This is a genomic window from Mycobacterium bourgelatii (genome assembly GCF_010723575.1).
Taxonomy (GTDB): Bacteria; Actinomycetota; Actinomycetes; order Mycobacteriales; family Mycobacteriaceae; genus Mycobacterium; species Mycobacterium bourgelatii.
Genome location: NZ_BLKZ01000001.1, coordinates 1,996,491 through 2,023,177, shown reverse-complemented (window position 1 = coordinate 2,023,177; position 26,687 = coordinate 1,996,491). Strand labels below are relative to the sequence as shown.

Annotated in this window: 17 protein-coding genes and 1 pseudogene; 5 read left to right on the top strand and 13 right to left on the bottom strand. The window is 68.6% G+C overall.

Annotated features, from left to right (window positions below; genetic code table 11):
- Positions 1-61 precede the first annotated feature (61 nt).
- Positions 62-6,280 carry a type I polyketide synthase gene (locus G6N68_RS08990; protein WP_163710624.1) on the top strand — a complete coding sequence of 2,073 codons (6,219 nt, stop codon included), beginning with the start codon at positions 62-64 and terminating at the stop codon, positions 6,278-6,280.
- A gap of 85 nt (positions 6,281-6,365) precedes the next feature.
- On the opposite strand, the gene G6N68_RS08985 is transcribed toward G6N68_RS08990, so the two are convergent.
- Both G6N68_RS08985 and dapB read right to left on the bottom strand, forming a co-directional pair.
- Positions 6,366-6,842 carry a hypothetical protein gene (locus G6N68_RS08985; RefSeq protein WP_163710620.1) on the bottom strand — a complete coding sequence of 159 codons (477 nt, stop codon included), beginning with the start codon at positions 6,840-6,842 and terminating at the stop codon, positions 6,366-6,368.
- Positions 6,839-7,576 (bottom strand): 4-hydroxy-tetrahydrodipicolinate reductase, encoded by a 738-nt coding sequence (gene dapB / locus G6N68_RS08980; protein WP_163710617.1) that lies wholly within the window; start codon positions 7,574-7,576, stop codon positions 6,839-6,841. Before dapB ends, G6N68_RS08985 begins: the two co-directional genes overlap by 4 nt.
- Positions 7,577-7,926: 350 nt before the next feature.
- Between dapB and G6N68_RS32075 the strand changes: the two genes are divergently transcribed.
- The 3 genes and pseudogenes from G6N68_RS32075 (at position 7,927) to G6N68_RS08970 (ending at position 14,620) form a co-directional block, all read left to right on the top strand.
- The gene (locus tag G6N68_RS32075) at positions 7,927-10,155 is read left to right on the top strand and encodes a PE family protein (protein ID WP_371871551.1); all 2,229 of its coding nucleotides are present in this window, start codon (positions 7,927-7,929) and stop codon (positions 10,153-10,155) included.
- Positions 10,156-10,451: 296 nt separating this feature from the next.
- Positions 10,452-13,862: pseudogene (locus tag G6N68_RS32335) on the top strand (hypothetical protein); the annotation flags it as partial.
- A 308-nt stretch (positions 13,863-14,170) separates the two neighbouring features.
- Entirely contained in the window at positions 14,171-14,620 is a 450-nt protein-coding gene (locus G6N68_RS08970; protein ID WP_163718372.1) for a GNAT family N-acetyltransferase, read from the top strand.
- On the opposite strand, the gene G6N68_RS08965 is transcribed toward G6N68_RS08970, so the two are convergent.
- The 5 genes from G6N68_RS08965 to aldR all read right to left on the bottom strand — a co-directional run bounded on the left by G6N68_RS08965 (position 14,607) and on the right by aldR (position 18,702).
- A complete protein-coding gene (locus G6N68_RS08965; protein WP_205351280.1) occupies positions 14,607-15,683 on the bottom strand; it encodes a PDR/VanB family oxidoreductase in 1,077 nt (358 codons plus the stop codon). The genes G6N68_RS08970 and G6N68_RS08965 overlap by 14 nt on opposite strands.
- 10 nt (positions 15,684-15,693) lie before the next feature.
- The gene (locus tag G6N68_RS08960) at positions 15,694-16,686 is read right to left on the bottom strand and encodes an alpha/beta fold hydrolase (RefSeq protein WP_163710613.1); all 993 of its coding nucleotides are present in this window, start codon (positions 16,684-16,686) and stop codon (positions 15,694-15,696) included.
- 3 nt (positions 16,687-16,689) lie between these two features.
- Positions 16,690-17,607 (bottom strand): metal-dependent hydrolase, encoded by a 918-nt coding sequence (locus G6N68_RS08955; protein WP_163710610.1) that lies wholly within the window; start codon positions 17,605-17,607, stop codon positions 16,690-16,692.
- A 79-nt stretch (positions 17,608-17,686) separates the two neighbouring features.
- The gene (locus G6N68_RS08950; RefSeq protein WP_163710607.1) at positions 17,687-18,166 is read right to left on the bottom strand and encodes an SRPBCC family protein; all 480 of its coding nucleotides are present in this window, start codon (positions 18,164-18,166) and stop codon (positions 17,687-17,689) included.
- Between the two features lie 20 nt (positions 18,167-18,186).
- The gene (gene aldR, locus G6N68_RS08945; protein WP_163710604.1) at positions 18,187-18,702 is read right to left on the bottom strand and encodes an HTH-type transcriptional regulator AldR; all 516 of its coding nucleotides are present in this window, start codon (positions 18,700-18,702) and stop codon (positions 18,187-18,189) included.
- Between the two features lie 67 nt (positions 18,703-18,769).
- On the opposite strand from aldR, the gene ald reads away from it, so the two are divergent.
- The gene (gene ald, locus G6N68_RS08940; RefSeq protein ID WP_163710601.1) at positions 18,770-19,885 is read left to right on the top strand and encodes an alanine dehydrogenase; all 1,116 of its coding nucleotides are present in this window, start codon (positions 18,770-18,772) and stop codon (positions 19,883-19,885) included.
- A gap of 23 nt (positions 19,886-19,908) precedes the next feature.
- Here ald and G6N68_RS08935 read toward each other — a convergent pair whose 3' ends face one another.
- From G6N68_RS08935 to G6N68_RS08910, 6 genes are all read right to left on the bottom strand, one after another.
- Positions 19,909-20,946 carry a nitronate monooxygenase gene (locus G6N68_RS08935; RefSeq protein WP_163710597.1) on the bottom strand — a complete coding sequence of 346 codons (1,038 nt, stop codon included), beginning with the start codon at positions 20,944-20,946 and terminating at the stop codon, positions 19,909-19,911.
- 4 nt (positions 20,947-20,950) lie between these two features.
- Positions 20,951-22,267, bottom strand: coding sequence for a M16 family metallopeptidase (locus tag G6N68_RS08930; RefSeq protein WP_163710593.1), 1,317 nt, complete (start codon positions 22,265-22,267; stop codon positions 20,951-20,953).
- Positions 22,245-24,488, bottom strand: coding sequence for a polyribonucleotide nucleotidyltransferase (locus G6N68_RS08925; protein WP_163710590.1), 2,244 nt, complete (start codon positions 24,486-24,488; stop codon positions 22,245-22,247). Before G6N68_RS08925 ends, G6N68_RS08930 begins: the two co-directional genes overlap by 23 nt.
- A 283-nt stretch (positions 24,489-24,771) precedes the next feature.
- Positions 24,772-25,296 (bottom strand): LppU family putative lipoprotein, encoded by a 525-nt coding sequence (gene lppU / locus G6N68_RS08920; protein ID WP_163710587.1) that lies wholly within the window; start codon positions 25,294-25,296, stop codon positions 24,772-24,774.
- A 19-nt stretch (positions 25,297-25,315) separates the two neighbouring features.
- Entirely contained in the window at positions 25,316-25,585 is a 270-nt protein-coding gene (gene rpsO / locus G6N68_RS08915) for a 30S ribosomal protein S15 (RefSeq protein ID WP_163710583.1), read from the bottom strand.
- A 125-nt stretch (positions 25,586-25,710) separates the two neighbouring features.
- Entirely contained in the window at positions 25,711-26,685 is a 975-nt protein-coding gene (locus G6N68_RS08910; protein ID WP_163710580.1) for a bifunctional riboflavin kinase/FAD synthetase, read from the bottom strand.
- Positions 26,686-26,687: the final 2 nt, after the last annotated feature.

The window sequence follows — 26,687 nt, the reverse complement described above, 5'->3', positions numbered from 1 at the left end:
ACCACAGTTTCTCCGGGCCGCGGCCGGCAAGGTGCGCCGAGCGAAAGGGTGGATAACGCGGATGGACACTGGCCAAGGCGTGGCGATCGTGGGCATGGGGTGCCGGTTCCCGGGCGGCGTGTTCGCGCCGGATCAGTATTGGGACTTCATGCTGAGGCGCGGGGACGGCATCGTCGAGGTGCCCAGGGAACGATGGAACATCGACCTCTTCTATGACCCTGACCCGGCCGCGCCGGGCCGGGCCTATACCCGCCGCGGCGGCTTCGTAACGCGCTCGCCTTGGGATTTCGATGCCGAATTCTTCGGCATCTCCCCTCGGGAAGCCGAGGTGATGGATCCTCAGCAGAGCTGGCTGCTCGAGGTTGCGTGGGAGGCGCTGGACGACGCGGGGCTGGCGGGCGTAGCTCCCGGACGCGACGTTGGCGTCTACATCGGCGGGTTCATGTGCGACAACCAGGTTCGCCGGGCCATGCCCTCGGCGCGGCGCGCCATCAGCCACTTCACTGCCACCGGCGGATCGCAGGCGATGCTGTCCAACCGCCTGTCTCATGCGTTGGATCTGCGTGGGCCAAGCATGACCATCGACACCGCGTGTTCGTCGTCGTTGGTCGCGATTCACGAGGCGACGCAGGCTATCTCGCGCGGCGAGTGCGAATTCGCGCTCGCGGGTGGAGTGAGCGTCATGCTCCATCCGGAGGTGTTCGTATCGATGTGCAAGGGCAAGTTTCTTGCCCGCGACGGGCGGAGCAAAGCATTTGACGCTGCCGCCGACGGATACGGCCGCGGTGAGGGCGCGGGCATGCTGGTGCTGAAGAGCGTTGAGGCAGCATTGCGCGACCGGGACCGCATCTACGCAGTGATCGCCGGCAGCGGGGTCAATCAGGATGGTCGCACTCTGGGGATCACCGTCCCCAACCGGGTCGCACAGCGTGATCTCGCGCAAGCTGTCTGTGCGAAGGCGAATCTGGCTCCGCATGAGATCGGGTATGTCGAAGCCCACGGAACCGGAACACCGGTCGGGGACCCGATCGAGGTCACCGCGTTGAGTGAGGCATACGGCCTGGCCGAGCAACGGACCGGTGCACTGCTGGTGGGCTCGGTGAAGCCATCGATCGGGCATCTGGAGGCCGCAGCCGGGGTTGCGGGCGTGATCAAGGCCGCGCTTGCGATACGCCATCGCACCATCCCAGCGCAAGGATGGTTGGAAAACCTCAACCCGGCGATTCCGTTCGACGATCTCAACATCGAGGTCGTCACCCAGACGACCGCGTTCCCCACTCCGTCGGGTCGCGCCATTGCCGCTGTGAACGGGTTCGGCTACGGCGGGACCAACGGCCACGTCATCCTGGCCCAGGCCCCGGACGTGCCCGCGACCGCCGCCGAACGGCCTTCGATCACGCTCTTCCCCATCTCGGGCGCCAACAAAGACGCTGTCTGTGCTGTCGCCGCCGCCATGCGCAGCACCGTGGATTCCGCGGCCTCGATCGACGATCTCTGTTCAGCCGCCTGGAGCCGGCGAGCACACCACACGTTCCGGACCGCGCTGCCCTGTTCCGACAAGGACGAACTGGCGCGACATCTCGACGCCGTCGTTGCCGGAACAGCGACGATCAGCCGCGCTACGGTGCCGACCGGGACGAAACCGGTGTTCGTCTTCAGCGGCATGGGCCCCCAATGGTGGGGCATGGCACGCGAACTTCTTGACATGGACGGGCCTTTCGCGCGCGCCGCAGCCGAGGTCGATGCGTTGTTCGTTGAGATCGCCGGCTGGTCGATTCGCGACGAACTGCTCAAGCCAGAATCGGATTCGCGCATTCAGCGCACCGAATACGCTCAGCCGGCCAACTTTCTGGTACAGGTCGGGATCGTCGCCGAGCTCGCGGCGCTTGGGGTCGAACCTGCTGCGATTGTCGGGCACAGTGTCGGCGAGGTGAGCGCGGCGTTTGTCAGCGGTGCACTCACCCTTCGCGACGCGCTCTTGGTGAGCTATCAGCGGGCGCGTCTGCAGGCCAGCACCGAAGGCAGCGGCGGGATGCTGGCCGTCGGTTTGCCGGAAAGTGAGGTGGCGCTGCGACTTTCGGAAAGAGGCGTTCGCGACGTGGTCGTCGCGGCGGTCAATGGTCCCGATGCTGTGACGCTGGCCGGTCCGCTCACCGCAATAGAGCACCTGCACCACGAGTTGTCCACGGACGCCTTCGTCCGCCGCCTGCAGGTGACGGTGCCATACCACAGTCCGCTGATGGATCCGATCCTCGACGATCTGGTAAAGGTGCTGGCCGGCATCCAGCCGTTGCGGCCACATCGAGATCTGTATTCGACGGTCACCGCGCAGCAAGCCACCCTGCCGGAATGGGGTCCCGAGTACTGGTGCGCCAACGTACGCCGACCTGTGCGATTCGGCGACACCATCGAAACCCTGATCGATGCTGGCCACCGGGTGTTCCTGGAGGTAGGTCCGCATCCCGTGCTCTCGGGAAATATTCGAGCGATATTGGCCGCCAAGGCGGAATCAGGTGTTGCCATAGCCACGCTCAAACGTGGCGAGGGTGACCACGACCGTCTACTCGGCGCTGTCGGGGAGTTGTACCGGGCGGGCTGCCTTGGCCGAACGGCGCCGGGCCAGTCCACGCTCGCACCGCATCTGGATCTACCAAGCTATCCCTGGCAACACAAGGTGCTTTTCGCCGAGTCCCGTCAGGCGGAGTTGGAGCGGAACGGTGGTGCCGATGACCGTCCATTGCTCGGTACCCGAGCTACCGGACACCCGATGGCATGGTCGACTGAGTTGTCGGTTTCCCGGTTGCCCTGGCTGCCAGACCACCTGGTAGACGGGAAGGTGGTATTGCCGGGTACCGCGTACCTTGACGCATTCCTGTGTGCGGCCGCCGAGTGCACCAAACATCGAAGCCTCACAGTCGAATCCGTGCGGTTCTCGCGTTTGCTTCTCATTGACGACCACGCCGTGCCGACTATCACCGTCACTGCGGAACCCGCAACGATGCGGCTGAGCTTCTCCTCCTGCGACGACACCGATAGCCGGATCGTCCACAGCACAGCACGAATAGTCGATGCTGCGGTAGCACCACGGCAGGTGGAGGTGCCGTCCTTCGACGGTGACATATTGAGCCATGAGGAGTTCTATGCGCTGCTGAAAAGCCGTGGTTTCCAATATGGTCCAGCGTTCCGACGGGTTGTCGAGGCAAGGGTCGGCTCCGATGTCATCGTCACGACAGTTGATCCGGTAGCGGGCGACGACTTGCACCTCGCGCACCCCGCCGTGGTCGATGCCGCGCTGCAGGGCGTTGCCGCGTTCGACGATCTGTCGCTGGGAACGATGGTTCCGGTCGCTGTCGACACTGTGCGCAGGCACGGCCCGACGCCGACGACGCCCGTGACCGCGGTGATACGCCGCGGCACCGGGCCCGACGTATACGCCGACATTGCGATGTGCGGTCCTGATGGCACCGCGTTCTTCGAACTGCTCGGGGTGCGATTCGCCGAATTAACCCCTTCGCCGTCGCCGCTCGCCGAACTGGGCCCATTGCTATACGAAATCGATTGGTGTCCGGTGGATCCGGCTGCCATCGGTGTCCGTGTCGATCAGCCCGTCCTTCAGGTCGCCCTGGGGAGTCAGGCCGCTGAACCGCAGGCCCCGCCTCCGGACTGCGCCGCCTTGATCCAACCGATGTATCTGGCACACACCATCCGTCAGCTTGAGGGAGCCGACGTGACGGTTGTCGTCGTCGCCGGTGACGACGACGTAGTCAGCCTGGTTGCCGAACTCGTGGAAGTGGCAGTGCAATTCGATTCCGTGATTGACTCCAACCCCGACGTGCGCATCGACGCGATTCTGTTGACGACCGGGGCTTTCCGCCTACGCGGCGACCACCAGGAGCCGAATGTGCGGCAGGCAGCGTTAGCAGGGGCGCGTCGTGTGCTGCAGAACGAACAATTGTCGGTGCGCTGGCGGCACATCGATCTTCAGCCCGGTGCTGACCTCCGCGGTCTGGACGCGGCGCTGCTGAGCGAGATCCACGACGGCGAACAACTCGTCGATGAGATTGCAGTGCGCGATGGAGTGCCGTTCGCTCCTCATTATCGCCGCGACCTTGCCAAGCGACTCGATGTGTATTCGGAAGCGACTCCGCATATCGATCCCGAAGCATCGTTCGTCCTAGAGCCGCCGAGAACGCGACTCCTCGACGATCTCGCTTTGCGCGCGGTGCCGCGAATTACGCCGGGAGCCCGGCAAATCGAGGTACGTCTCAACGCGATCGGGCTGAACTACAAGGACGCAATGAAGCTGCTCGGCGTGCTGACCCCGCAAGACCTACGCGGAACCGCCTTCGGCATGGCGGTAGGCATGGAGGGTATCGGGGTCGTCACTCGCGCAGGTTCCTTGAGCCGCTTCGAGATCGGCGACGTCGTCATGGTGGCAGTTCCGAATATGTTCAGCCGGTATCTCACGCTCGATCCGGCCCATGCCGTTGTCGAACGTCTCACTCGCGATCTGACACCCGGCCTCGCGGCCAGTTTCATTCCATACTTGACCGCACACTACGGCCTGGTATGTGCGGCAAGGCTGGGCGAGGACGACACCATCCTGGTGCACGGGGCGGCCGGCGGCACCGGGTTAGCGGCGGTTCACCTCGCACGCCATCTCGGTGCCCGCGTAATCGCCAGCGCCGGCACCGAGGAACGACGAGCCTTCGCGCGCGCCGCAGGCGCGCACCACACCGTGAACTCCCGCACGGTCAACTTCGTCGACGACGTCATGCGGCTCACCGATGGTCACGGCGCGGACGTCATATACACCTCGCTACCCGGCGAGGCGCTTCGGCAAAACCTCAGGGCCGCAGCGGAATTCGGACGAATCGTCGACATCGGCAAAGCCGACATCTACGGCAACCGGGCTATCGAGCTCGGGCCGTTCGACCGCAACCTGCAATACTTCGCCATCGATGTCGACCGGATGCTCAACCACCGGCCTGCCTTCACGCAGCAGCTCGCCACTGAGGTCATCATGCGGCTGGACAACGGAACCTACCCGCCCTTGCCCGCGACGACGTATGACGCCGGTGCCCTGGCGGAGGCCTTCAACGTTGTCGCGCGGGGCACCCAGCAGGGCCGCGTTGAAGTGCACCTGGGCGGTAACCCGCCGGTTCGGCCGGCGATCCCTTCGTTCCCCGTCCGCTCCGACGGCAGCTACCTGGTGACCGGCGCCTTCGGTGCCGTCGGCCTGGCACTCGTCGATTGGCTGGTCGATCAGGGAGCGCGGCACCTGGTCGTCGTCAGCAGGAGTGGCCCCCGTACCGGTCGCGCCAAACGGCGACTCCGCGCGTGGCGCGCCAGCGGCGCGGACATCCGGGTGGAAGCCGTCGACATCGGCGACGGGCTTGCCGTCTCGAAGCTGATAGCGCGCGCCACCGAGCAGATGCCTCCGCTACGCGGCGTGTTTCATGCCGCCGGAGTGGCAGAGGACAGCGCGTACGGAAAGGCCACGCCTGAATCCCTGCGGCGAGTGATCGCGCCCAAGCTCGACGGTGCGTGGAACCTGCACTGTGCGACGGAAACTGCCGGGATTGAGCTGGATGCGTTCGTGCTGTTCTCATCGACGTCGGCGATCATCGGCGCACCGTTCCAGCTTGCCTACGCCGCCGCGAACGCCGGCCTGGATGCAATTGCTCAACTACGCCGGGCGCGCGGTGCGGCAGGACTATCGGTGAACTGGGGGGCGCTACGCGGCGGCGGCATGCTGGACGCCTCCTCGCCCGAGGTGCGCCGCGTCTATCGCGAGGTGCTCGGGCAGAACGACCTTTTGGTGAGCCATGTCCCCGCGCTGTTGGCAACGGTTCTGGCCGCGATTCCCTCGGACAACAAATTGTCCAACGTCGTCATCGCCGACATAGATTGGCAGACGCTGCTATCGGGCCAGCCGGCATTGAAATCCTCCACGAGATTCGCCGACTTTGCCGCGGCCCTGAGCGATAGCGCCCGCAACTTCCGTGCCGAACTGTTCGCCCTACCCCCTGACCAGCGACTCGAAATGCTGACCTCGACGCTGGCAGAACAGGTTGCGGCCGTCCTCGGTATTCCCACCGAGACCATCGATCATCACACTGCCCTGGCGGAGCTCGGCCTCGATTCGTTGTCATCGGTCGAGATCGCTTCGCGCGTGGCGGCAAACCTAGACATTCGAATATCGGCGGTGGAATTCGAACGGCTCCCAGGTTTGTCCGCCATCGCGAAGCAGGCCCTCGCCGTAGCGGAGGTGTCGTGACACCGCACGCAGCCGCGCCGACCGGCCCGACCGTGAGCTGCAAGCGCCATCACCTGGTAATGCGGCGACGGGGCATGCTGAATGATCAACCGCCGCTTGCTGATTGAGCTTCAAGCTGAACGGCCGTCTTCATGGCCTCCCGCGCGCGCCGCCTGTCCCCCGCATAGTCGTATGCGCGTGCCAGCCGGTACCAGCGGCGCCAATTGTCGGGGTCGCCTTCCAGTTCGGTGCGCACGGTGTCGAACAAGGCGTCGGCCGCGGCTCGCTCAAAACGTCCCGAGCGACGCCGGGGCAGCGCGCTGACATCGAGTTCCATCTCGTCTTCGGCGATCAGTCGCGCCAGCTTCTGGTGCGCGAACCCCGCGCGCAGCGTAGCGATCAAGGCCCATAACCCGATGAACGGCATGATCAGCACCGCCAGACCCAGGCCGATGGCAGCAGGTCGGCCCGAGCCGATCATCGCGACAGCCAGGCGCCCCAGCAGCACGAAATAGACCAGCAGCGCCAGACACAGGAAGGCGATGACCAGTTGGGTACGCAGGACGCGCGCGTTGTCTGTCATTCCAAGTCGAGCAGTGGCTCCAGACCGACCGTAAGACCGGGGCGTTCTTTGACCTGCCGCACCGCCAACAACACGCCGGGGACGAACGAGGTGCGGTCCAAGCTGTCGTGGCGGATGGTCAGCGTCTCCCCCTCAGTGCCGAACAGAACTTCCTGGTGTGCGACCAAGCCGGCCAACCGCACCGCGTGTACGGGGATGCCGTCGACGTCGGCGCCGCGGGCTCCGGGCAGGCTGGTGGTGGTGGCGTCCGGGTTGGGCGGCAGGCCTTTTCGGGCCTCGGCGATCAATTTCGCGGTGCGCGTCGCCGTACCCGAGGGGGCGTCGGCCTTGTTCGGGTGATGCAGTTCGATGACTTCAGCCGAATCGAAGAAGCGGGCGGCTTGTTTGGCGAAATGCATCGACAGCACGGCGCCGATGGCGAAGTTCGGCGCGATCAACACCGCGGTCTCGGGGTTCTCGGCCAGCCACGACTCCACCTGCTGCAGGCGCTCGCCGGTGAATCCGGTGGTGCCCACCACCGCGTGAATCCCGTTCTCGATGAGGAACTCCAAATTGCCCATCACCACGTCGGGGTGGGTGAAATCGATGACGACCTCGGTGTTGCCGTCAGTCAGCAGGCTCAGCGAATCGCCCTCGTCCACCTCCGCGGACAGGGTTAGGTCCTCGGCGGCTTCGACCGCCCGGACCATCGTCGACCCCACCTTGCCTTTGGCTCCCAACACGCCTACCCGCATGGGTGCAGCCTACTTCGCGGCTTGGCCGGCCTTACATGGCCGCGAGCGTCCGCATCTGCACATCGACACGCCGTTGAGGCTGGCATTTTGCGCGCGCTCGCCCGGCCGTGCACCCCGAAGACTGTCACGCGCCCGGCCGCACGTTTCTCACTGTGATACGCGGTAGTGCTTGGAAATTGACGTCGTCGCTGGTCCCAGCTTCGAGTTGAGACAAGACCAAAACCATCGCTGGAGGTGCCCCGTTTCGACTTTTGCCAAAGTGTGTTGACGCACTAGTAAGCCCCTGACCTGCGGATTTAGCCTGAGAGCCGGGAACACGAAGTTCACATCAGGCGGGTTGGAGGGTGTCGATGTCGTTCGTGGTGGTGGCCCCAGAGATCTTGGCGACAGCGGCTTCCGACTTGGCGAATATCGGTTCTTCGCTTGGTGCGGCCAACGCGGCGGCGGCGGGCTCGACCACAGCGCTGTTGGCGGCTGCCGACGATGAGGTGTCGGTGGCGATCGCGGCGTTGTTCGGTTCGTTTGGGTCGGAGTACCAGGCGATCAGCGCGCGGATGGCGGCCTTTCAGGCGGACTTTGCCCGCGCGATGACCTCAGCGCAGACGCAATACGCCTTCGCCGAGACGTCGGGTGCGGCACTGCTGCAGGATGTGCAGCGGGCGGTAACGGCTGCGGTGAATGCCCCGGTCCAGGCCGCCACCGGGCGTCCGTTGGTCGGTGATGGGGTCAACGGATCGGCACCCGGGCAGGCCGGTGCGCCGGGTGGATGGTTGCTCGGTAACGGGGGGCATGGGGCCGATGGGGCAACGGGGCAAAACGGTGGGGCCGGTGGTGCGGCGGGCCTGGTGGGCAACGGGGGCAATGGCGGTCGGGGTGGGGCCGGAGTAGCCGGCATCAACAACGGAGCTGGCGGTAACGGCGGCGCCGGTGGCGCCGGTGGGGCATGGGGCGGCAATGGGGGTCACGGCGGTGCGGGCGGGGCGGGATATATCGGTGGATTTACCGGCGGTGCTGGCGGCACAGGCGGTGCTGGCGGTGCGGCGCTCGCCGGCGTGGGTGGCGCTGGCGGCGCCGGCGGTGCAGGCGGCACGGGTACGGGTCACGGCGGGATGGGCGGTGCCGGTGGTGCTGGGGGCGCGGGCAGCGTCGCCGGTGGCCTGGGCGGTGCCGGTGGTGCTGGAGGTGCGGGCAGCCAAGCCGGCGGTGTGGGCGGGGACGGCGGCGCCGGTGGCGGTGCCGGCGCAAATGGCGTTGCTGGCAGCGGTGGTGTCGGAGGAACGGGCGGGGCTTCGGATGCCGGTGTCGGTGGCGATGGCGGCGCCGGGGGCACCGGTGGGGTCGGCGGATTGAACAGGGGTGACGGCGGGGCCGGCGGCGCCGGTGGTGCCGGTGGGGCCGGGGTCAGCAACGGCGGGACGGGCGGAGTCGGCGGGGCCGGCGGGAATGCCGGCATCCACGGACAGGGCGGGGAGGGTGGCGCCGGAGGGATCGGCGGGGCCGCAAGCGCCGGCACAGGCGGTGATGGCGGCGCTGGTGGTGTCGGGGGTACAGGCGGGGGCTCTAGGGGTGATGGCGGTGTCGGCGGGGTGGGTGGCGCCGGCGGGGTGGGCAGCGCGGCCGGTGGGACCGGTGGGGTCGGCGGGTCCGGCGGTAACGCCGTCCGCAACGGCGTCGGCGGAGTCGGCGGTGCTGGTGGGGCAGGCGGAACGTCTTCTGCCGGTGCAGGTGGTGATGGCGGCGCCGGCGGTACGGGTGGCACCGGCGGAGCGACCCGGGGCGATGGCGGGGCCGGCGGCCTCGGCGGCGCCGGCGGTGCCGGACGCACGGGCGGAACTGGCGGTGCCGGCGGTGCTGGCGGTCAGGCGGCTACGCACGGGGACGGCGGGGCCGGCGGCCTCGGCGGCGCTGGCGGGGATGGTGTGGCCGGGCACGCGGCAACAGCTGCCGGTCAGGCCGGTCAGGCTGGCGGGATCGGCGGGGCCGGCGGGACCGGCGGCGTCGGCGGGGCCGGGGGAAGCAGCACCGGCAACGGTGGCGACGGCGGGGCCGGCGGGGCCGGTGGCACCGGCGGTATCGGCGGGATGGTGTGGACGGCGCCGACGCCACCGTGGCCGGCGGCACCGGCGGGGACGGCAGTGATGGCGGGGCTGGCGGCTCCGGCGGGGCCGGAGGGGCCGGCGGGGTCGGGGGTAGCGCGACCAACGGCACCGCGGGCACCCAGGGCGCGGGCGGGGCCGGCGGTAACGGCGGGACCGGTGGAGCCGCCGGGGACGGTGGTGACGGCGCGGCCGGCACCTTCGCCGGCGCCGGCACCGGTATCGGTGGTGCCGGCGGCAAGGGCGGTAACGCCGGGATCGGCGGGGCTGGCGGGGCGGGCGGCGCCGGGTCCACCGTCGGAGCGGCCGGCGCCCGCGGCGCCGACCCGACCACCATCAGCGGTCACGGCGGCAACGGCGGAGCCGGCGCGGACGCGCTCACCCCCGGCGGCACCGGCGGGGCCGGGGGCGCTGGTGGTGACGGCGGCACCTACGGAAACGGCGGGCACGGCGGCACCGGCGGGGCCGGCGCGGCTGGGATGACCGGCGGACACGGCGCGTCGGGCCGCGACGGTGGCGTCGGCGGGGCGGGCGGTCAAGGCGGGGCTGGCGGGGCCGGCGGCAGCCTGGCCGGAAACGGCGGCGCCGGCGGTGCGGGCGGGGCGGCCGGCACTGGTGGCGACGGCCTGGCCGGTGTGGACGGCAAGCACGCCACCCTGCCCGGCGGCGCCGGCGGCAACGGCAGCAATGGCGGAGCCGGCGGGGCCGGCGGCATCGGCGGCGACGGTGGGGCCGGGGGTAGCGCGACCAACGGCACCGCCGGCACCCAGGGTGCTGGTGGGGCCGGCGGCAACGGCGGGGCCGGCGGGTTCGCCGGCAACGGCGGCGACGGCGCCGCGGGCAGCTTCGCCAACGGCGGCACCGGTATCGGCGGTAACGGCGGCAACGGCGGCAACGCCGGGATCGGCGGCGCTGGCGGGGCCGGCGGAGCCGGCTCCACCACCGGAGCGGTCGGCGCCGACGGCACCAGCCCCACCACCAGCGGCGGTCACGGCGGCAACGGCGGGGCCGGCGCGGACGCCATCACCCCCGGCGGGGCCGGCGGAGCCGGTGGGGCTGGTGGTGACGGCGGCGCCTACGGCAACGGCGGACACGGCGGCAGGGGTGGCGCCGGAGCGGTCGGCACCCTCGGTGGCCACGGCGCGTCCGGCATCGACGGCGGCGCCGGCGGTGCGGGCGGTCAAGGCGGTCAAGGCGGGGCCGGCGGCAGCCTGGCCGGCAACGGCGGCAACAGCAGCGGCAACAGTGGAGCAACCCGGCGCCGGCAACGGCAACCGACCAGGCGGACAACACGCCACCAAGGCCGGTGGCGCCGGCGGACACGGCAGCAACGGCGGGGCCGGCGGGGCCGGCGGCAACGGCGGCGCCGGCGGGATCGGCGGCAGCGCCACCAACGGCGCCGCCGGCACCCAGGGCGCCGGTGGAGCCGGCGGCAACGGCGGGGCCGGCGGGATCGGCGGCAACGGCGGCGACGGCGCGGCCGGCACCTACACCAACGGCGGCACCGGAACCGGCGGCAAAGGCGGCAACGGCGGCGACCCCGGCCAAGGCGGGGCCGGCGGCCAAGGCGGAGCCGGATCCACCCCCGGAGCCACCGGCGCCGACGGCACCAGCCCCACCACCAACGCCGGTCACGGCGGCAACGGCGGGGCCGGCGCCGACGGCGGCAGCTTCTTCAGGGCCGGTGGCACTGGCGGCGCCGGCGGCACCGGCGGCCAGTACGGCAACGGCGGTAACGGCGGCGATGGCGGCGCCGGCGCGAACGGCAACGGGGTGGTCGACGGTGTCGGGGCTGCCGGCATGGCCGGCGGCCGCGGCGGAGCCGGCGGGGATGGCGGCACGTACGGCAATGGCGGGACCGGCGGTAACGGCGGCAACGGTGGTACGGGCGCACCGGGCAGCGCCCCAACCGGCTTTGGTACGTCTGGACGCCTCGGCGGCGTCGGTGGGGATGGCGGGGCTGGCGGGGTCGGCGGCGCCGGCGGAACTGAGGCCGGAGTCGGTGGCGCTGGCGGAGCCGGCGGCACCGGTGGTGACGGTGGTAGCGGCGGTGACGGCAGGGAAGGCAACGCGTTCGTCGGCGTCATCAATGGGGGCAACGGCGGTAGCGGTGGCACCGGCGGAGCAGGCGGCGCCGGCGGGACCGGTCTGGCGCAGGCGGCCGGCTACAGCGACGGCGCCGGCGGTGACGGCGGAGCCGGCGGGACCGGGGGGGCTGCCGGTAACGGCGGCCACAGCATCCACGATGGATTCGGGCGCCACGGGCGGTAGGGGCAACAACGGTAACCCGGCACCGGCAGGCCCGGCAGAACCGCAGGGCGGCGCCAGGTCAGCGACCAGCGCCACCGGCTTCAACCGACCAGCGGCGGTGATGGCGGCAACGGCGGGGACGGCGGCAGCGGCGCCGCCGGCCAAAGCGGCGGCAAGGGCGGGGCCGGCGGCAACGGCGGCCTCTACGGCAACGGAGGAAACGGAGGCAACGGCGGCGCGGGCGGGGCCGGCACCAGTTACGCGGGCCAGACGGCCACAGGCACCAATGCAGGCAGCAACAAACCCAGCACAACGGCGGCAACGGAATGGCAACAGCGGGACAGCGGCTAAGCCGGGACGATATCCGGCGACAGCAGCAACAGCAGGACGGCGGCAGGGGCGGCAGGGCCGGCAGACCCGGCAGAAGACGGCAACAACGCCACAATAACGTGGGTGGTATCGGCGGCGCGGGCGGTAACGGCGGTGACGGCGGTGCCGCCGGCAGCGGCGGTGACGGCGGCGCCGCTCTGGGATCGGGCGACGGCGGCCAAGGCGGCCAAGGCGGAAACAGCGGTAAAGGCGGCGCGGGCGGCAAGGGGGGTAGCGGCGGCTCAGCTGGCGATGCCGCGGGCAGCCTAGGTGGGAGCGGCGGTGCCGGCGGTCGCGGCGGGGACGGCGGAAACGCCGGCACTGGCGGCAAGGGCGGCACCGCCCAGGGGGCCGGCAACGGCGGCCAAGGCGGCGCAGGCGGAACTGCCGGCGACGGCGGCAGCAGTAATCAGCGGAACCGGAGAACAGAACATCTTGCCGCCCAAGGTGGGGTCGGAGGCTCCGGCGGTGACGGCGGTGACGGCGGGGCCGCCGGCCGCGGCGGCGACGGTGGTGCCGCACAGGGTTCAGGCAACGGCGGCCAGGGCGGCGACAGCGGTCAAGGCGGCACTGGGGGCCGCGGTGGCAATGGTGCCTTCGGCGGCCAGTCAACAAGCAGCGGGAACTTTAACCTCGGTGGGGTCGGCGGCGCCGGCGGTGGTGGCGGCGCCGGCGGGGCCGCCAGCGTAGGCGGCAACGGGGGCGCGGCCCACGGTTCGGGCAACGGCGGTCAAGGCGGTACCGGCGCGGTCGGCGGCACCGGCGGGGCGGGCGGTAACGGCGGCGAAGGCGGCATCGGCAATGTATCCGGCAAGGGAGGCGCCGGGGGTGCCGCCGGCACCGCGGCCGACGGAGGCCAAGGCGGCGCCGGCGGGTTGGCCATGGGGTCGGGTGACGGCGGCCAAGGCGGTGCAGGCGGCGACGGAGGCGCGGGAGGCCGCGGAGGAAACGGCGGTCAGGGGGGCCTCGCCGGAGCCATAGGCGAGGGCCTGGGCGACTTTGCAGTTGCGGGGGACGCCGGTGACGGCGGCAGCGGCACCGCAGGGGGCACCGGCGGCGCCGGCGGCGCCGGCGGCGACTCCCTCTCTGGCGCCGGCGGCAGCGGCGGCGCTGGCGGAGAAGGCGGCACCGGCGGCGGCGGCGGCGACGGTGGCAGAGGCGGCGGCGGCGTCATCGTAAATCCCGTTGCGGCCGGTACGGGTGGGGACGGCGGCAACGGTGCCACAGGAGGCGACGGCGGCATGGGCGGGGCTGGTGGTGCCGGCATCACGTCCGGCACTGGTGGCACCGGCGGCAACGGTGCCAACGGCGGTAGGGGTGGCAACGGCGGTGTTGGCGGCCTTGGCCTAACCCCACAGGGCGGGGACGGCGGCGACGGCGGCCACGCTGGAAACGGCGGCACCGGCGGCACCAGCGGAAATGGCAGCCCCGGCACCATAGGCACCGCGGGCGGCGCCGGCCGCAGCGGCGCCCTTGCTCCCGATTGGTCGGAAGAGACCGGCGGCTCCGGAGGCCCAGGCGGGTCCGGCGGCACCCCGGGCGGTCTCGGCGGGCCCGGCGGCACACCCTGACAGCGGTGTCCACGGGCGGAAGCGCCTCGATCATCGAACTCCGGGGATCAAAACCGCGCGTTGAGGCGTCCGCTGATCAGCATTGCTCCGATGCGACTGCCAAAGGGCAGGCGACCATGCCACACCCCCGGGGAGCCATGACATCCCTTTTCCGCGAACATGCGTGTCGGTACGGCGACCCACCGTTGGGACGCGCAATTCGCGCACCCTCACCGCACTGGTCGCCAGCCCCTAGGCTTTAGGGCGTGAAGTCCAAAGACGTCACGATCCGTCAGGCCAAGCCGACCGAGTACGCCAAGGTCGCGGAGATGCACTACCCGTCGTGGCGGCTGTCCTGGACCGGCATCATTGCGCCGCATCACCTCGACCTGATCGGTCAGCCGCACCGCTGGGCGACCGAGTTCTATCCGATGACCCTCAGCCGCAACGGGTGGTCGATGTGGATCGCCGAGTACCGCGGCAGGTTGCTCGGCATGATCATGTTCGGCCCGGACGTCGCCGTTCCCCGCGACCTGCACATCGACGCGCTCTACGTCACCGAGCACAGCCAACGACACGGCATCGGTGGCCGCCTACTCAACAAAGCCTTGCGGGCGAACCCTTCCGAGGACGTGATCTTGTGGTGCGCCGACAAGAACCAGAAGGCGCGCAACTTCTACGAGAAGAAAGACTTCCACGAGGACGGCCGCACCTTCACCTGGCAACCGCTGCCCGGGGTGGACGTCCCCCACGTGGGTTACCGACTCAAGCGTCGATAACCAACCGATCACCCTTCGCCCGCGACACGCAGACCAGCATCTCGTCCTCCCCCTCAGCCGTGCGGCCTCGGCGATCAACGTGCCCGGCAAGCACTTTGACCTTGCACGTCCCGCAGAACCCCTGTTGGCAGGAGTGCGCCGTGGTGGGGTCGCGGTCCAGCATGACGGCCAGCGCGGACCGGTTCGCCGGAACGGACAGCACCTCCCCCGACCGCCCGAGTTGCAATTCGAACGGAATGCCGTCGACCACGGGCGGCGGGCTGAACCGCTCGTAGTGCAGGGGCGCACCGGCGTATTCGGCGCGCGCCGCTCGGACCGCGTCCAGCATCGCGGGCGGCCCACACACGTATACGGCGGTCTTCGGCCCGGCCCCGGCCAACAATTCGTCGACCCCGGCCAATCGACCGTGCTCGTCGTCGGCCCATACCGTGACCCGGTCGGGATCCACCGCGACAACCTCGTCCAAGAACGGCATGTACTCGCGGCTGCGGCCCACATAGATTGCGCGCCAATCGGATCCGCGTTGCGCGGCCACCCGGATCATCGGTAGCACCGGCGTCACCCCGATGCCGCCGATCACGAACAGCACGTCCCGTTCGGCCGTGCCGAGGTAGAACGCGTTCCGCGGGCCTTCGAACACCAGGGTGTCCCCCACATCGAAGGCGTCGTGCATCTCTATCGAACCGCCCCCACCGTCGGGGATGCGACGTACGGCGATCCGGTAGTCCGTGCGGCGCCCGGGCGGACCGGACAGCGAGTACTGCCGGCGGCGCCCCGACGGCAATTGCACGTCGATGTGGCCACCGGGTGTCCAGGATGGCAGCAACCCGCCGTCCGGATCGGCAAGCGTCAGCGCAACCACATCGGGGGCAACGAGTTCGCGTTTGGTGACCGTGGCGTGGTGGGTCCGTCGCACGGGTGTCACCCGCGACGGATTCCACCGCGAAGCCGAGGCCAATCCGCCCACCAGGACGCGCACGCCCCACAATGCGGTGTAGAACCGATCCCGTTTCCGCCGGCCGTAGAGGTCGGCGGGCCTGCTCTTCCAAATGCTTTCCGGCACAGCGAACTTCCTACTTCAACAGCAGAGCCAAGCGCGCCAGCAGACGATTGATCAGCGTAAGCCTGCCGCCGGCCTGACGCGACTCGCCGTACTCGACCGATGTCTCGACTTCACCCCGAATGACGGCCTCGATCCACTCGGCGGTGAGCCTGGCGACTGCGTCGGGGCGCGCGGTCACCACCCAGTGCCCGCCCTCGATCGAAACAACGCGGCTGCGAAGCGAAATCGCGCCCTGCAGGCGCTGCAGCGGGGGTGAGATGAAGTAGTCCCGACGGGGTGCGAGCACCTGGACGCTGACGTCGGTCCGAGGCAGTTGTGGCCCGGGTGAAAACAGCGGTGCGGGCAGGTTCTCCCGGTAGAGGTTGAGCCCGTTGACAAAGTCGCCGATCGCACGCGGCGGTGAAACCCGTTGGGCGCGCGTGCCTGAACCGCCGATGCGTTCAACGGCCTCAACGACTTTCACGCCAATCCCGGAGCGAAACGCCAGTTCCGGCGCGGCGGGAGTCAGGAAGAAGGCGATATAGCTTGATCCCGCAATCTGTTTGGCCACATCGACCAGGGACCGGGGACCGCGCGCCGATCGCAGGAATCTGCCTGCGCCCTGTAGATGCGGCCCAGAAAGCGACGTGAAGGAAGCGATCTTGCCGGCAACCGACTCGTCGGTGACGGCCGCCCAGCCCTGCACGGACCCCCAGTCATGGGCCAGGAGATGGACCTGGCCGACCTCCAGACTGTCGATCACCGCCCCCAAGTCGGCGACCAGCTGTCCCAGTCGGTACCCGGATCGCGTTGCTGGGCAAGATGATTCGCCGGCACCCCGCACATCGTAGGCCACAAAGTTGTAGCGTCCGCCAAGCTCGGCCGCCACCCCGTCCCAAATGTGGTGATTGTCGGGCCAACCGTGCACAGCGAGGACGGTCGGGCGCTGCGGGTCGATGTCGGTGTAGCGGTGGACGGCCAGCCTGACGCCGTCGGACGCCGTGATAAGTGAAGTGCTAGTCATAAGTCAGTGCGACGCCCGGGCTGCCGGCGAGACCGCCAGGTAGTCGACCGCCAGGCCCACCCCGCCCAACTGCGACGGGTGAAACCCCGGCTTGAAGTAGTGGGCGACGACGCGCAACAGGCGCCACGGCCCAGGGACCAACCCGCGCCGCGCCGCACTGAAGTAGTCGCGCCACCGTGCTTTCGCTCCCGGCGGCAGGCACGGATCCACCGAATACATGAACCGCACCCCGCGAATCCACAACAGCAACAACACCGGCCCCACGGCCAGCTGGGTACGCACCTGTCGCCAGTACCCGGCCCGCAGATGCTTCATGGTGTCGAACGCCACGGCCTTGTGCTCAACTTCTTCCGCGCCGTGCCACCGCAGCATGTCGAGCATCACGGGGTCAGTGCCGACGGCGTCGAGCGCCGGGGAATTCAGAATCCATTCCCCCAACACGGCGGTGTAGTGCTCGACCGCAGCAATGAATGACACCTGCTCCAGCAGCCAGCTGTGCTGGCGCCGGGTGCTGCGGCGCGGCTTGTCGCCGAGCAGTGTGGTGAAGAGCCACTTGACCTGGTCGGTAAACGGAGTCACGTCGATGCCTTGGGCGTCGAAATGCGCGAGCACGCCGGAGTGGGCCTGCGAGTGGATGGCCTCCTGGCCGATGAATCCCTGCACGTCCAACCGCAGCTGGTCGTCCTTGATCAGGGGCAGCGCCTTCTTGAAGACCTCGACGAAGAATTCCTCACCCGCCGGCAACAGCAGATGCAGCACGTTGAGGACGTGGGTGGCCATCGGCTCGTTGGGCACATAGTGAACCGGCAGCCGCGCCCAGTCGAACTGGACGTCGCGCGCCTCAAGGACGAGACGCTCGTGGTCTGACGCGGCCGCTTCCTGTGAATGCGGCCCCACTGCCCTGTCGTCAACGGTCGTCATCCAGGCCCCCTTGCCTCGGCGTCACTGCCGTGATGCGGTCAGTGTACCTAGGGACCCCCGGTATGCGATACCCGCGGTACTAGGTTCTAGGCCTTTTTTCGGCGCGCTGCTTGAGGCGCTGCAGGGTCGCCGCTATGTGCTCGGCGTTGGCGCTCGCCCGGTCGGCCACCCCCGTGGCCAGGGGCGCTACCTTGCGAAACCAGCCGGGACGGCGGTCCCAGGTGCTCTCGGTGACGCTGCAACCGCCGTCGGCGGCGACGATGTCGTATTGCCAGCGCGCCACCGGTAGCACCGCGTAGCGCACGTCGAAGGCGAAGACGCGGCCCGGTTCGGCGTCGGTGACGGTGCACTTGGTGGTCCAGCGCTTGTTGCCGTTCTTGTTGTGTCCGACGAAGACCGCGCCCGGACGAACGGCCCCGCCCTTGTCGCCCTTGCGCAACTCCATCGACTCGGTTTCTTCGGCCAGCGCCGCCAACGTTTGCAGGTCTGTGATCAGGTCATACACCGCCTCGGGGCTGGCGTCGATATGCACGGTTGCGGAGGCGGAGGGCTGCGTCATCCGACGATCATAGCGAGCACCTAAATCGGTGCCGCCCCCCGAAGATGCTCGAAAATCAGCGACGTTTGAGTACCCGCGACGTCGGCATCCGCGTTGAGGTTTTCGACGACGAACGAGCGCAGATCCTCGGTGTCGCGAGCGGCGACGTGCAGCAGGAAGTCGTCCGCACCGGCAAGAAAGTAGACGTCCATGACCTGTCGTCGGGTGCGGATCTGCCGGATGAAATTGCGAATCTTCCCGCGGGCGTTGGAGTGCAGGTTGACCGAGATCATCGCCTGCAGTGGCAATCCCACGGCGACCGGATCGATGTCTGTGTAGAAACCGCGGATCACGCCGAGCTCCACCAGCCGCTTGACCCGGCCGTGACACGTCGACGGCGCGATGCCGACCGCCTCCGCGAGGGCATTGTTGGTGATGCGCGCATCGCCGTGCAGCACGGTCAGGATTCTGCGATCTACCGCGTCCAAATCGGCAGGCCGAAAATCCTTCGGCGAGTCGGCCAGCCGAGCCGCCTCGTCCGTTGCTTCATCACTCATACGCCGACTCTACAGAATTATTGTCATTGTGATTGCGGCTCAACCGAACTTTCTTCAGAATATAAGCATGCGCGTCGGCATTCCGACCGAGATCAAGAACAGCGAATTCCGAGTGGCAATCACCCCGGCGGGGGTAGCCGCACTGACCAACCGCGGCCACCGGGTGCTGGTCCAGGCCGGCGCGGGAGAAGGCTCGGCGATTAGCGATGCCGACTTCAAGGGGGCCGGGGCCGAGGTGATCGGCACGGCCGAACAGGTGTGGGCGGGCGCGGACCTACTTCTCAAGGTCAAGGAACCGTTGCCGGCCGAGTACGAGCTGCTGCGGCGCGGCCAGACCGTGTTCACCTACCTGCACCTGGCGGCCACCCTGCCCTGCACGGAGGCGTTGCTGAAGTCGGGAGCGACTTCTATTGCCTACGAAACCGTGCAGACCACCGACGGCGCGTTGCCGTTGCTGGCCCCGATGAGCGAGGTTGCCGGGCGGCTGTCCGCGCAGGCGGGGGCGTACCACCTGATGCGCACCCACGGCGGACGCGGCGTGTTGATGGGTGGCGTACCAGGTGTGGAACCCGCGAACGTCGTCGTGATCGGCGGCGGTATCGCCGGCTACAACGCCGCCCGGGTCGCCAGCGGCATGGGCGCGGCCGTCACCATCTTCGACGTCAACATCAACCGGCTGCGCCAACTCGACTCCGAGTTCGGCGTCGCTGTCCGTACCCGCTATTCGTCCGCCTACGACCTCGAGGATGCCGTCGAGCACGCCGACCTGGTGATCGGCGCCGTCCTGATACCCGGCGGCAAGGCTCCCAAGCTGATCTCCAATTCCCTTGTCGCACAGATGAAACGCGGCGCAGTGGTGGTGGACATCTCCATCGACCAGGGCGGCTGTTTCGAAGACTCGAGGCCTACCACCCACGACGACCCGACGTTCGTCGTGCACGACACGCAGTTCTACTGCGTGGCGAACATGCCCAGCGCGGTACCCAAGACCTCGACGCATGCCCTGACCAACGCGACCATCCCCTACGTGCTCAAGCTGGCCGATCAGGGCTGGCGGGCGGCATGTCGAGCGGATCCCGCTCTGGCCAAGGGGCTTTCGACGCACGACGGGGCGTTGTTGTCGCAGCAGGTGGCGGCCGACCTCGGCTTACCGTTCACCGAACCGGCCACCGTGCTGGCCTGAGTTGGCCTGACCCAAAAGGGCGTCTACAGCGTGCGCGCGTCGGGGTCCAACGAAGCGACGATGCCCTTCGCCGAGCCGGCGCGAGCCTCCCGGTAAGCGGCACCCGCCCAGAGGTTGGTGCCGTGCGGGTCCTCCTGCTCGATTGCGGCCGCCCGTATCGGCTTCGTCATCTGGTTGATCTCCGGGTAGCCCAGCGGCGCCACGTGATCGAGCAAGCGGGTGAAGTTGTTGGCCAGACCGCGCGCGTAACGGCCGGAGAAAGCCCGAGTGACGACCGTGGAGTCAAACTCCGGGTTCTTCAACGCCACTCGGTGCGCCGGGTTGGTGCCGGCCTCGTCGGCAAGCAACAGCGCGGTGCCCACCTGGGCGGCGACCGCCCCTCTGCGCAGCGCCGCCGCGATGTCCTCTGGCGTCCCTAAGCCCCCGGCCGCGATCAGCGGAATGTCTTGGTGGGCGTGGCCGATTCGGTCCAGCAGTTGGTGCAAAGACTCGGAATTGGGTTCCATGTCCGGCGCGAACGTGCCGCGGTGTCCACCGGCCGCCGGGCCTTGCACCACCAGGTTGTCGGCCCCGGCGGCGACGGCGATTCCCGCTTCATAGGCCGACGTCACGGTGATCGACACCAGCAGACCGAGCGCGCTCAACTGGCGAACGACGTCCGGCGGCGGGGCACCGAAGGTGAAGGAAACGATCTCCGGTCGGATATCGGCCACCACTTCGAGCTTGCGTTCCCACTCGTCATCGTCGCCATGAACGGGGTGGCCGATCTCGACGCGGTAATGCTCGGCCACTTCCTCGAGGTCTTCGGCGTAGTACTCGAGCTGCACCCAGTCGGCAACACTTGGTTGCGGCACAAAGATATTCGCCCCGATGGGGCCCGTCGTCGCCTTGCGTGCGGCGGCAATGTCCTCGGCGAACTGGTCCGCCGTCAGGTAGCCGCCGGCCACGAAGCCCAGGCCGCCCGCGTTGGACACCGCCGCAGCCAGCGCCGGGGTGCCCGGACCGCCCGCCATCGGTGCGCCCACGATGGGCACCGCGATGTCCCAGAAGCCCAGTACCATCGCGCTACCTTACCATCGCCCGAAGTTGTTGGGGCAGCGAACGTTTCGACTTATGCGGGCCGAGGATGGCGGCGCCGTAACTGTTGCCCAGCACCCGGCGCGCCACCGCGTTCACCTCGTCGACGGTGACCCGGTCAATTTGCTCCAAGGTGTGCTCGATGCTGTGATGCGTGCCGTAGTTCAGTTCACTGCGGCCCAGTCGGCTCATCCGCGAGCTGGAATCTTCCAGCCCGAGCACCAACCCGCCCCGCAGCGAGCCCTTGGCGATCCGACACTCCGCCTCCGTGATCCCATCGCGCGCCACCGATTCCAGCACCTGGGCGGTAACCCGCATGACTTCGTCGAATCGCTCCGGCAGACAAGCGGCATACACCGACAGCGCGCCGCTGTCGGCGAAGATGTCCAGCGCGGAATAGACCGAGTACGCCAACCCGCGGGCCTCGCGAACCTCTTGGAACAGCCGCGAACTCAGGCCGCCGCCCAGTGCGGTGTTCAGCACCGACAGGGCCCAACGGTGCTCCCAGCGGCGTCCGGGGGTGCGCACGCCCAGCGACACGTGAGTTTGCTCGGCATCCCGCTTGGCCAATGCCAAACTGGGGCGCCCGTTCACCCGGCCGGTCCCCTTGCGCGGCGCCGCCGGGCTACGGCCGCGGACCAACCTCGGTCCGAAGTGCTCCCGCACCAACGCCACCACTTCGTCGTGGTCGACGTTGCCGGCCACGGCGATCACCATCCGCTCCGGCGTGTATCGCCGCACGTGGAAGGAGTGCAGCTGCGCCCGCGTCATCGACGACACCGACTTTGCGCTGCCGATCACCGGCCGGCCCACCGGGTGGTCGCCGAACATCGCCGACAGGAACATGTCCGCAAGGGCGTCCTCGGGGTCGTCATCGCGCATGGCGATTTCCTCGAGGACGACGTCGCGTTCCAACTCGACGTCATCGGGAGCACAGCGGCCATTGAGCACCACGTCGGCGACCAGATCGACGGCCAGCGCCAGATCGGTGTCGAGCACATGGGCGTAGTAGCAGGTGTGTTCCTTGGCGGTGAACGCGTTCAGTTCCCCACCGACGGCGTCCATTGCCTGCGCGATGTCGACGGCGGTGCGGGTTGGGGTCGACTTGAACAGCAGATGCTCAAGGAAGTGCGCGGCTCCGGCCACCGTAGCGCCTTCGTCGCGCGACCCGACCCCCACCCAAACTCCGACCGAAGCCGACCGCACCGCAGGCAGGTGTTCCGTGACCACTCGCAGGCCGCCGGGGAGCGTGGTGCGGCGCAGCGCCCCGGCGCCCGCAGGCTTAGCTGCTGACGGTCGCGGCATCGGCCGACGCTGGGGCCGCGGCTTCTTCCTCGGCAACGAGAACGAGCGAGATCTTGCCCCGCTTGTCGATGTCAGCGATCTCCACCCGCAGCTTGTCGCCGACGTTGACGACGTCCTCCACCTTCGCGATCCGCTTGCCCTTGCCGAGTTTGGAGATGTGTACCAAACCGTCACGCCCGGGCAGCAGCGATACGAACGCACCGAAATCGGTTGTCTTGACCACGGTTCCGAGGAACCGCTCGCCCACCGTCGGCAATTGCGGGTTGGCGATGGCGTTGATCTTGTCGATGGCGGCCTGCGCCGAGGGACCGTCGGTGGCGCCGACGAACACGGTGCCGTCGTCCTCGATGGAGATCTGGGCTCCGGTCTCCTCGGTGATCGCGTTGATGACCTTGCCCTTGGGCCCGATGACCTCGCCGATCTTGTCCACCGGGACCTTGATGGTGGTCACGCGAGGCGCGTACGGGCTCATCTCGTCCGGCTGGTCGATGGCCTCGGCCATGACTTCGAGGATGGTCAGACGCGCGTCCTTGGCCTGGGCCAGCGCGCCGGCCAGCACCTTAGACGGAATCCCGTCGAGCTTGGTGTCCAACTGCAGCGCGGTGACGAAGTCCTTGGTGCCGGCGCACTTGAAGTCCATGTCACCGAACGCGTCTTCGGCGCCCAGGATGTCGGTCAGGGTCACGAAGCGACGCTCCGTACCGCCGCCCTCCAGCTCGACGTCGTCGGACACCAGGCCCATGGCGATGCCGGCCACCGGCGCCTTCAGCGGAACTCCGGCATTCAGCAGCGCCAACGTGGACGCGCACACCGATCCCATCGAGGTCGAGCCGTTCGAGCCCAGGGCTTCGGACACCTGCCGGATCGCGTAGGGGAAGTCCTCGACGCTCGGCAACACCGGGATGAGGGCCCGCTCGGCCAGCGCGCCGTGTCCGATCTCGCGCCGCTTGGGCGAACCGACCCGGCCGGTCTCACCCGTCGAGTACGGCGGGAAGTTGTAGTGGTGCATGTAACGCTTGGTCGTTTCCGGTCCCAGCGAATCGATCTGCTGGGCCATCTTCATCATGTCCAGCGTGGTGATGCCCAGGATCTGGGTCTCGCCACGCTCGAACACCGCGCTGCCGTGCGCCCGCGGAACCACGGCGACCTCGGCCGACAGGGCACGAATGTCGGTGATGCCACGGCCGTCGATGCGGAAATGGTCGGTGAGGATGCGCTGGCGAACCAGCTTCTTGGTCAGCGAGCGGAACGCGGCGCTGATCTCTTTCTCCCGGCCTTCATAGGTGTCGGCGAGGCGCTCGAGCAGCTGGGCCTTGATCTCGGAGGTGCGCTGGTCCCGTTCGGCCTTGCCCCCGATGGTCAGCGCGGCCGACAGGTCGTCGGTGGCCACCGAGGCGACCGAGTAGTAGACGTCGTCGCCGTACTCCGGGAACACCGGGTACTCGCCGGTCGGCTTGGCGGCCGCGTCGGCAAGTTCCTGCTGGGCGGTGCACAGCGCCCTGATGAACGGCTTGGCCGCCTCCAGACCCTCGGCGACCACCGCTTCGGTCGGCGCCTGAGCGCCGCCTTCGACCAATTCGATGACTTTCTCGGTGGCCTCGGCCTCGACCATCATGATCGCCACGTCGTCGCCGACGATGCGACCGGCCACGACCATGTCGAACACGGCGCGCTCGATCTGCTCGACGGTGGGGAACGCGACCCAGGTGCCGTCGATGAGCGCGACCCGGACCCCTCCGATGGGACCGGAGAACGGCAGGCCGGCCAACTGAGTCGATGCCGACGCAGCATTGATAGCGAGCACGTCGTAGAGGTCGTTGGGGTCCAGGCTCAGGATGGTCACCACGATCTGGATCTCGTTGCGCAGGCCGTCGACGAACGACGGACGCAACGGACGGTCGATGAGCCGACAGGTCAGGATCGCATCGGTGGACGGCCGGCCTTCACGACGGAAGAACGAGCCGGGGATGCGCCCGGCGGCATACATCCGCTCCTCGACGTCGACCGTCAACGGGAAGAAGTCGAAGTGTTCCTTGGGGCTCTTGCTGGCTGTGGTCGCCGACAGCAGCATGTTTTCTTCGTCCAGGTAGGCGACCACGGACCCAGCGGCCTGCAATGCCAGGCGGCCGGTCTCGAAACGGACGGTGCGGGTGCCGAAGCTCCCATTGTCGATGGTGGCGGTTGATTCGAAGACGCCTTCTTCAATTTCAGCTGCAGACATACGTCGGTGCGGCCTCTCTCGGTTATTCAGCTATTTCGCGTCGTCACACGCGAAAATGCTCCCGGAGGACCAGCGGAGTCCGAATTCGGCTACGGCCATCGATCGAAGCGGCCGGTCTGCTCCAGATCCGGAGAGCCCGGCAGCCACTACCGAAGACCGCCCGATCAGACCGGGCTGTTCTCCTGCATATGCAGTGACTCGCTGGAACAGCCCGCGCGGATCTGCGTGAGCTGCACCATTTGCTGGACCGTAACGGTCCAGAACGCTCTCACTCTACAGGGCGTTAAGGTCGCCCCGGTACTGCGGGCGCGCCGCTCATGGCTTCGACGCACACCACGAACCCCCGCTGGGCGTAGACGTAACCGAGGCCGGTGGCGCACTGGTCGACGCTGACCGGACCGTCCGGGCGCTTCAAGATCTGGGTCGCACGCTGCCGGTTGGGTGCCGACACGTCGTTGCACTCCACGCGAACCGGATCGAGGACGTGACCGGGATCGATGCTCATGCAGCCACCGACCACCCAGTCGACATCGAGGCAGAGTGTCTTGCTGGATCCGTCAATCGCGTTGATCGCCGAATAGGAAGAGTCGACGTCCGCGGGGCAGTGCTCGCGATCGTCTACCGATGCCACCAGCCGGAAGTTCGACTCTGGGCTACCGCAGGCCGCCGTGTCGGCCCGCGGCGTATCCGGTGAACCGCTGAGCTTGATGCACTCCCCGACCTTGTAGTCGGCGGCATTGGGCCGCGAGGAACAGCCCGCAAGGAGCCAGCATCCTGCGACGGCTAGCGCCAGCAGTAGGTTGCGCATGGCGCGTATGACGCGCAGGTCAGCGGCGCAGCCCCAGCCGCTCGATCAGCGAGCGGTAGCGCTCGACGTCGATCTGCGTGAGGTACTTGACCAGACGCTTGCGACGACCGACCAGCAGCAGCAACCCGCGCCGGGAGTGGTGGTCGTGCTTGTGCACCTTGAGGTGCTCGGTCAGGTCGGCGATGCGCTTGGTCAGCAGCGCGATCTGCGCCTCCGGCGATCCGGTGTCGGTCTCATGCAGGCCGTAATTGCGCAGAATTTCTTTCTTCTGCTCAGCAGTCAGCGCCACGAAAAAATCTCCATCAATCGGTCCGCGATCAGTGAATTCCTCGGCACGGCCGCCGCGAACTGCAGCACGCGCCGATATCGCTGGGCAGTTTAGCAGCGGCAGCGCCGCCGTCCGAAATGCGCGTGTCAGCCCGCCGACAGCAAGGCGCGCGTGCGCTCGGTGTCTTTGCCGATCTCGGCGATCAGGTCCTGCACCGAGTCGAACTTCTTCTGCCCACGAATGCGGGCGACGAAGTCCAGCGCCACGTGCTGGCCGTAAAGGTCCGCGGAGGTGTCGAGCACGAACGCCTCGACGGTGCGGGTGCGCCCGGAGAACGTCGGATTGGTCCCGACCGACACCGCGGCCTGGTAGCGCTCGCCCGGGACGACGGTGCCGGTCACCGGTCCGTGGCCGAGGACGGTGAACCAGGCGGCGTAGACCCCGTCGGCCGGGATCGCCGAATACATCGGCGGCGCCACGTTGGCCGTCGGAAAACCCAGCTCGGCCCCACGACCGTAGCCCCGGACCACCACGCCCTCGACCCGATGCGGGCGCCCCAGCGCCTCGGTTGCCGCCACCATGTCACCCGCGTCCACACACGAGCGGATGTAGGTGGACGAGAACGTCACCGTCTCGTTGCTGTGGTGCTCGGACAGCAGCGACATCGACTCCACCGCGAAGCCGAACCGCTCGCCCGCCTTGCGCAGGGTGTCGACGTTGCCGGCAGCCTTCTTGCCGAACGTGAAGTTCTCTCCGACGACGACCTCCACCACATGCAGGTGCTCGACCAGCAGTTCGTGGATGTAGCGATCAGGAGTCAGCTTCATGAAATCGGTGGTGAACGGCATCACCAGGAACACGTCGATGCCCAGCTCTTCGACGAGTTCGGCCCGGCGGGTCAGCGTGGTCAGCTGCGCCGGGTGACTGCCCGGATACACCACTTCCATGGGGTGGGGGTCGAACGTCATCAGCACCGACGGCACGCCCCGGGCACGGGCGGCTTTGACCGCGTGCGCGATCAATTCGGCGTGTCCGCGATGCACCCCGTCGAACACCCCGATGGTGAGTACGCATCTACCCCAGTCCGTGGGGATCTCGTCCTGGCCGCGCCACCGCTGCACGA

Bases quoted from the DNA above. Each gene is read 5' to 3' on its own strand.
- G6N68_RS08970 (WP_163718372.1), top strand. From the start codon at position 14,171: ATGCACTACCCGTCGTGGCGGCTGTCCTGGACCGGCATCATTGCGCCG.
- G6N68_RS08990 (WP_163710624.1), top strand. From the start codon at position 62: ATGGACACTGGCCAAGGCGTGGCGATCGTGGGCATGGGGTGCCGGTTC.
- G6N68_RS08935 (WP_163710597.1), bottom strand. From the start codon at position 20,946: ATGGTACTGGGCTTCTGGGACATCGCGGTGCCCATCGTGGGCGCACCG.
- G6N68_RS32075 (WP_371871551.1), top strand. From the start codon at position 7,927: ATGTCGTTCGTGGTGGTGGCCCCAGAGATCTTGGCGACAGCGGCTTCC.
- G6N68_RS08930 (WP_163710593.1), bottom strand. From the start codon at position 22,267: ATGCCGCGACCGTCAGCAGCTAAGCCTGCGGGCGCCGGGGCGCTGCGC.
- G6N68_RS08925 (WP_163710590.1), bottom strand. From the start codon at position 24,488: ATGTCTGCAGCTGAAATTGAAGAAGGCGTCTTCGAATCAACCGCCACC.
- lppU (WP_163710587.1), bottom strand. From the start codon at position 25,296: ATGCGCAACCTACTGCTGGCGCTAGCCGTCGCAGGATGCTGGCTCCTT.
- aldR (WP_163710604.1), bottom strand. From the start codon at position 18,702: ATGAGTGATGAAGCAACGGACGAGGCGGCTCGGCTGGCCGACTCGCCG.
- G6N68_RS08985 (WP_163710620.1), bottom strand. From the start codon at position 6,842: ATGACAGACAACGCGCGCGTCCTGCGTACCCAACTGGTCATCGCCTTC.
- ald (WP_163710601.1), top strand. From the start codon at position 18,770: ATGCGCGTCGGCATTCCGACCGAGATCAAGAACAGCGAATTCCGAGTG.
- G6N68_RS08955 (WP_163710610.1), bottom strand. From the start codon at position 17,607: ATGACGACCGTTGACGACAGGGCAGTGGGGCCGCATTCACAGGAAGCG.
- G6N68_RS08960 (WP_163710613.1), bottom strand. From the start codon at position 16,686: ATGACTAGCACTTCACTTATCACGGCGTCCGACGGCGTCAGGCTGGCC.
- dapB (WP_163710617.1), bottom strand. From the start codon at position 7,576: ATGCGGGTAGGCGTGTTGGGAGCCAAAGGCAAGGTGGGGTCGACGATG.
- G6N68_RS08950 (WP_163710607.1), bottom strand. From the start codon at position 18,166: ATGACGCAGCCCTCCGCCTCCGCAACCGTGCATATCGACGCCAGCCCC.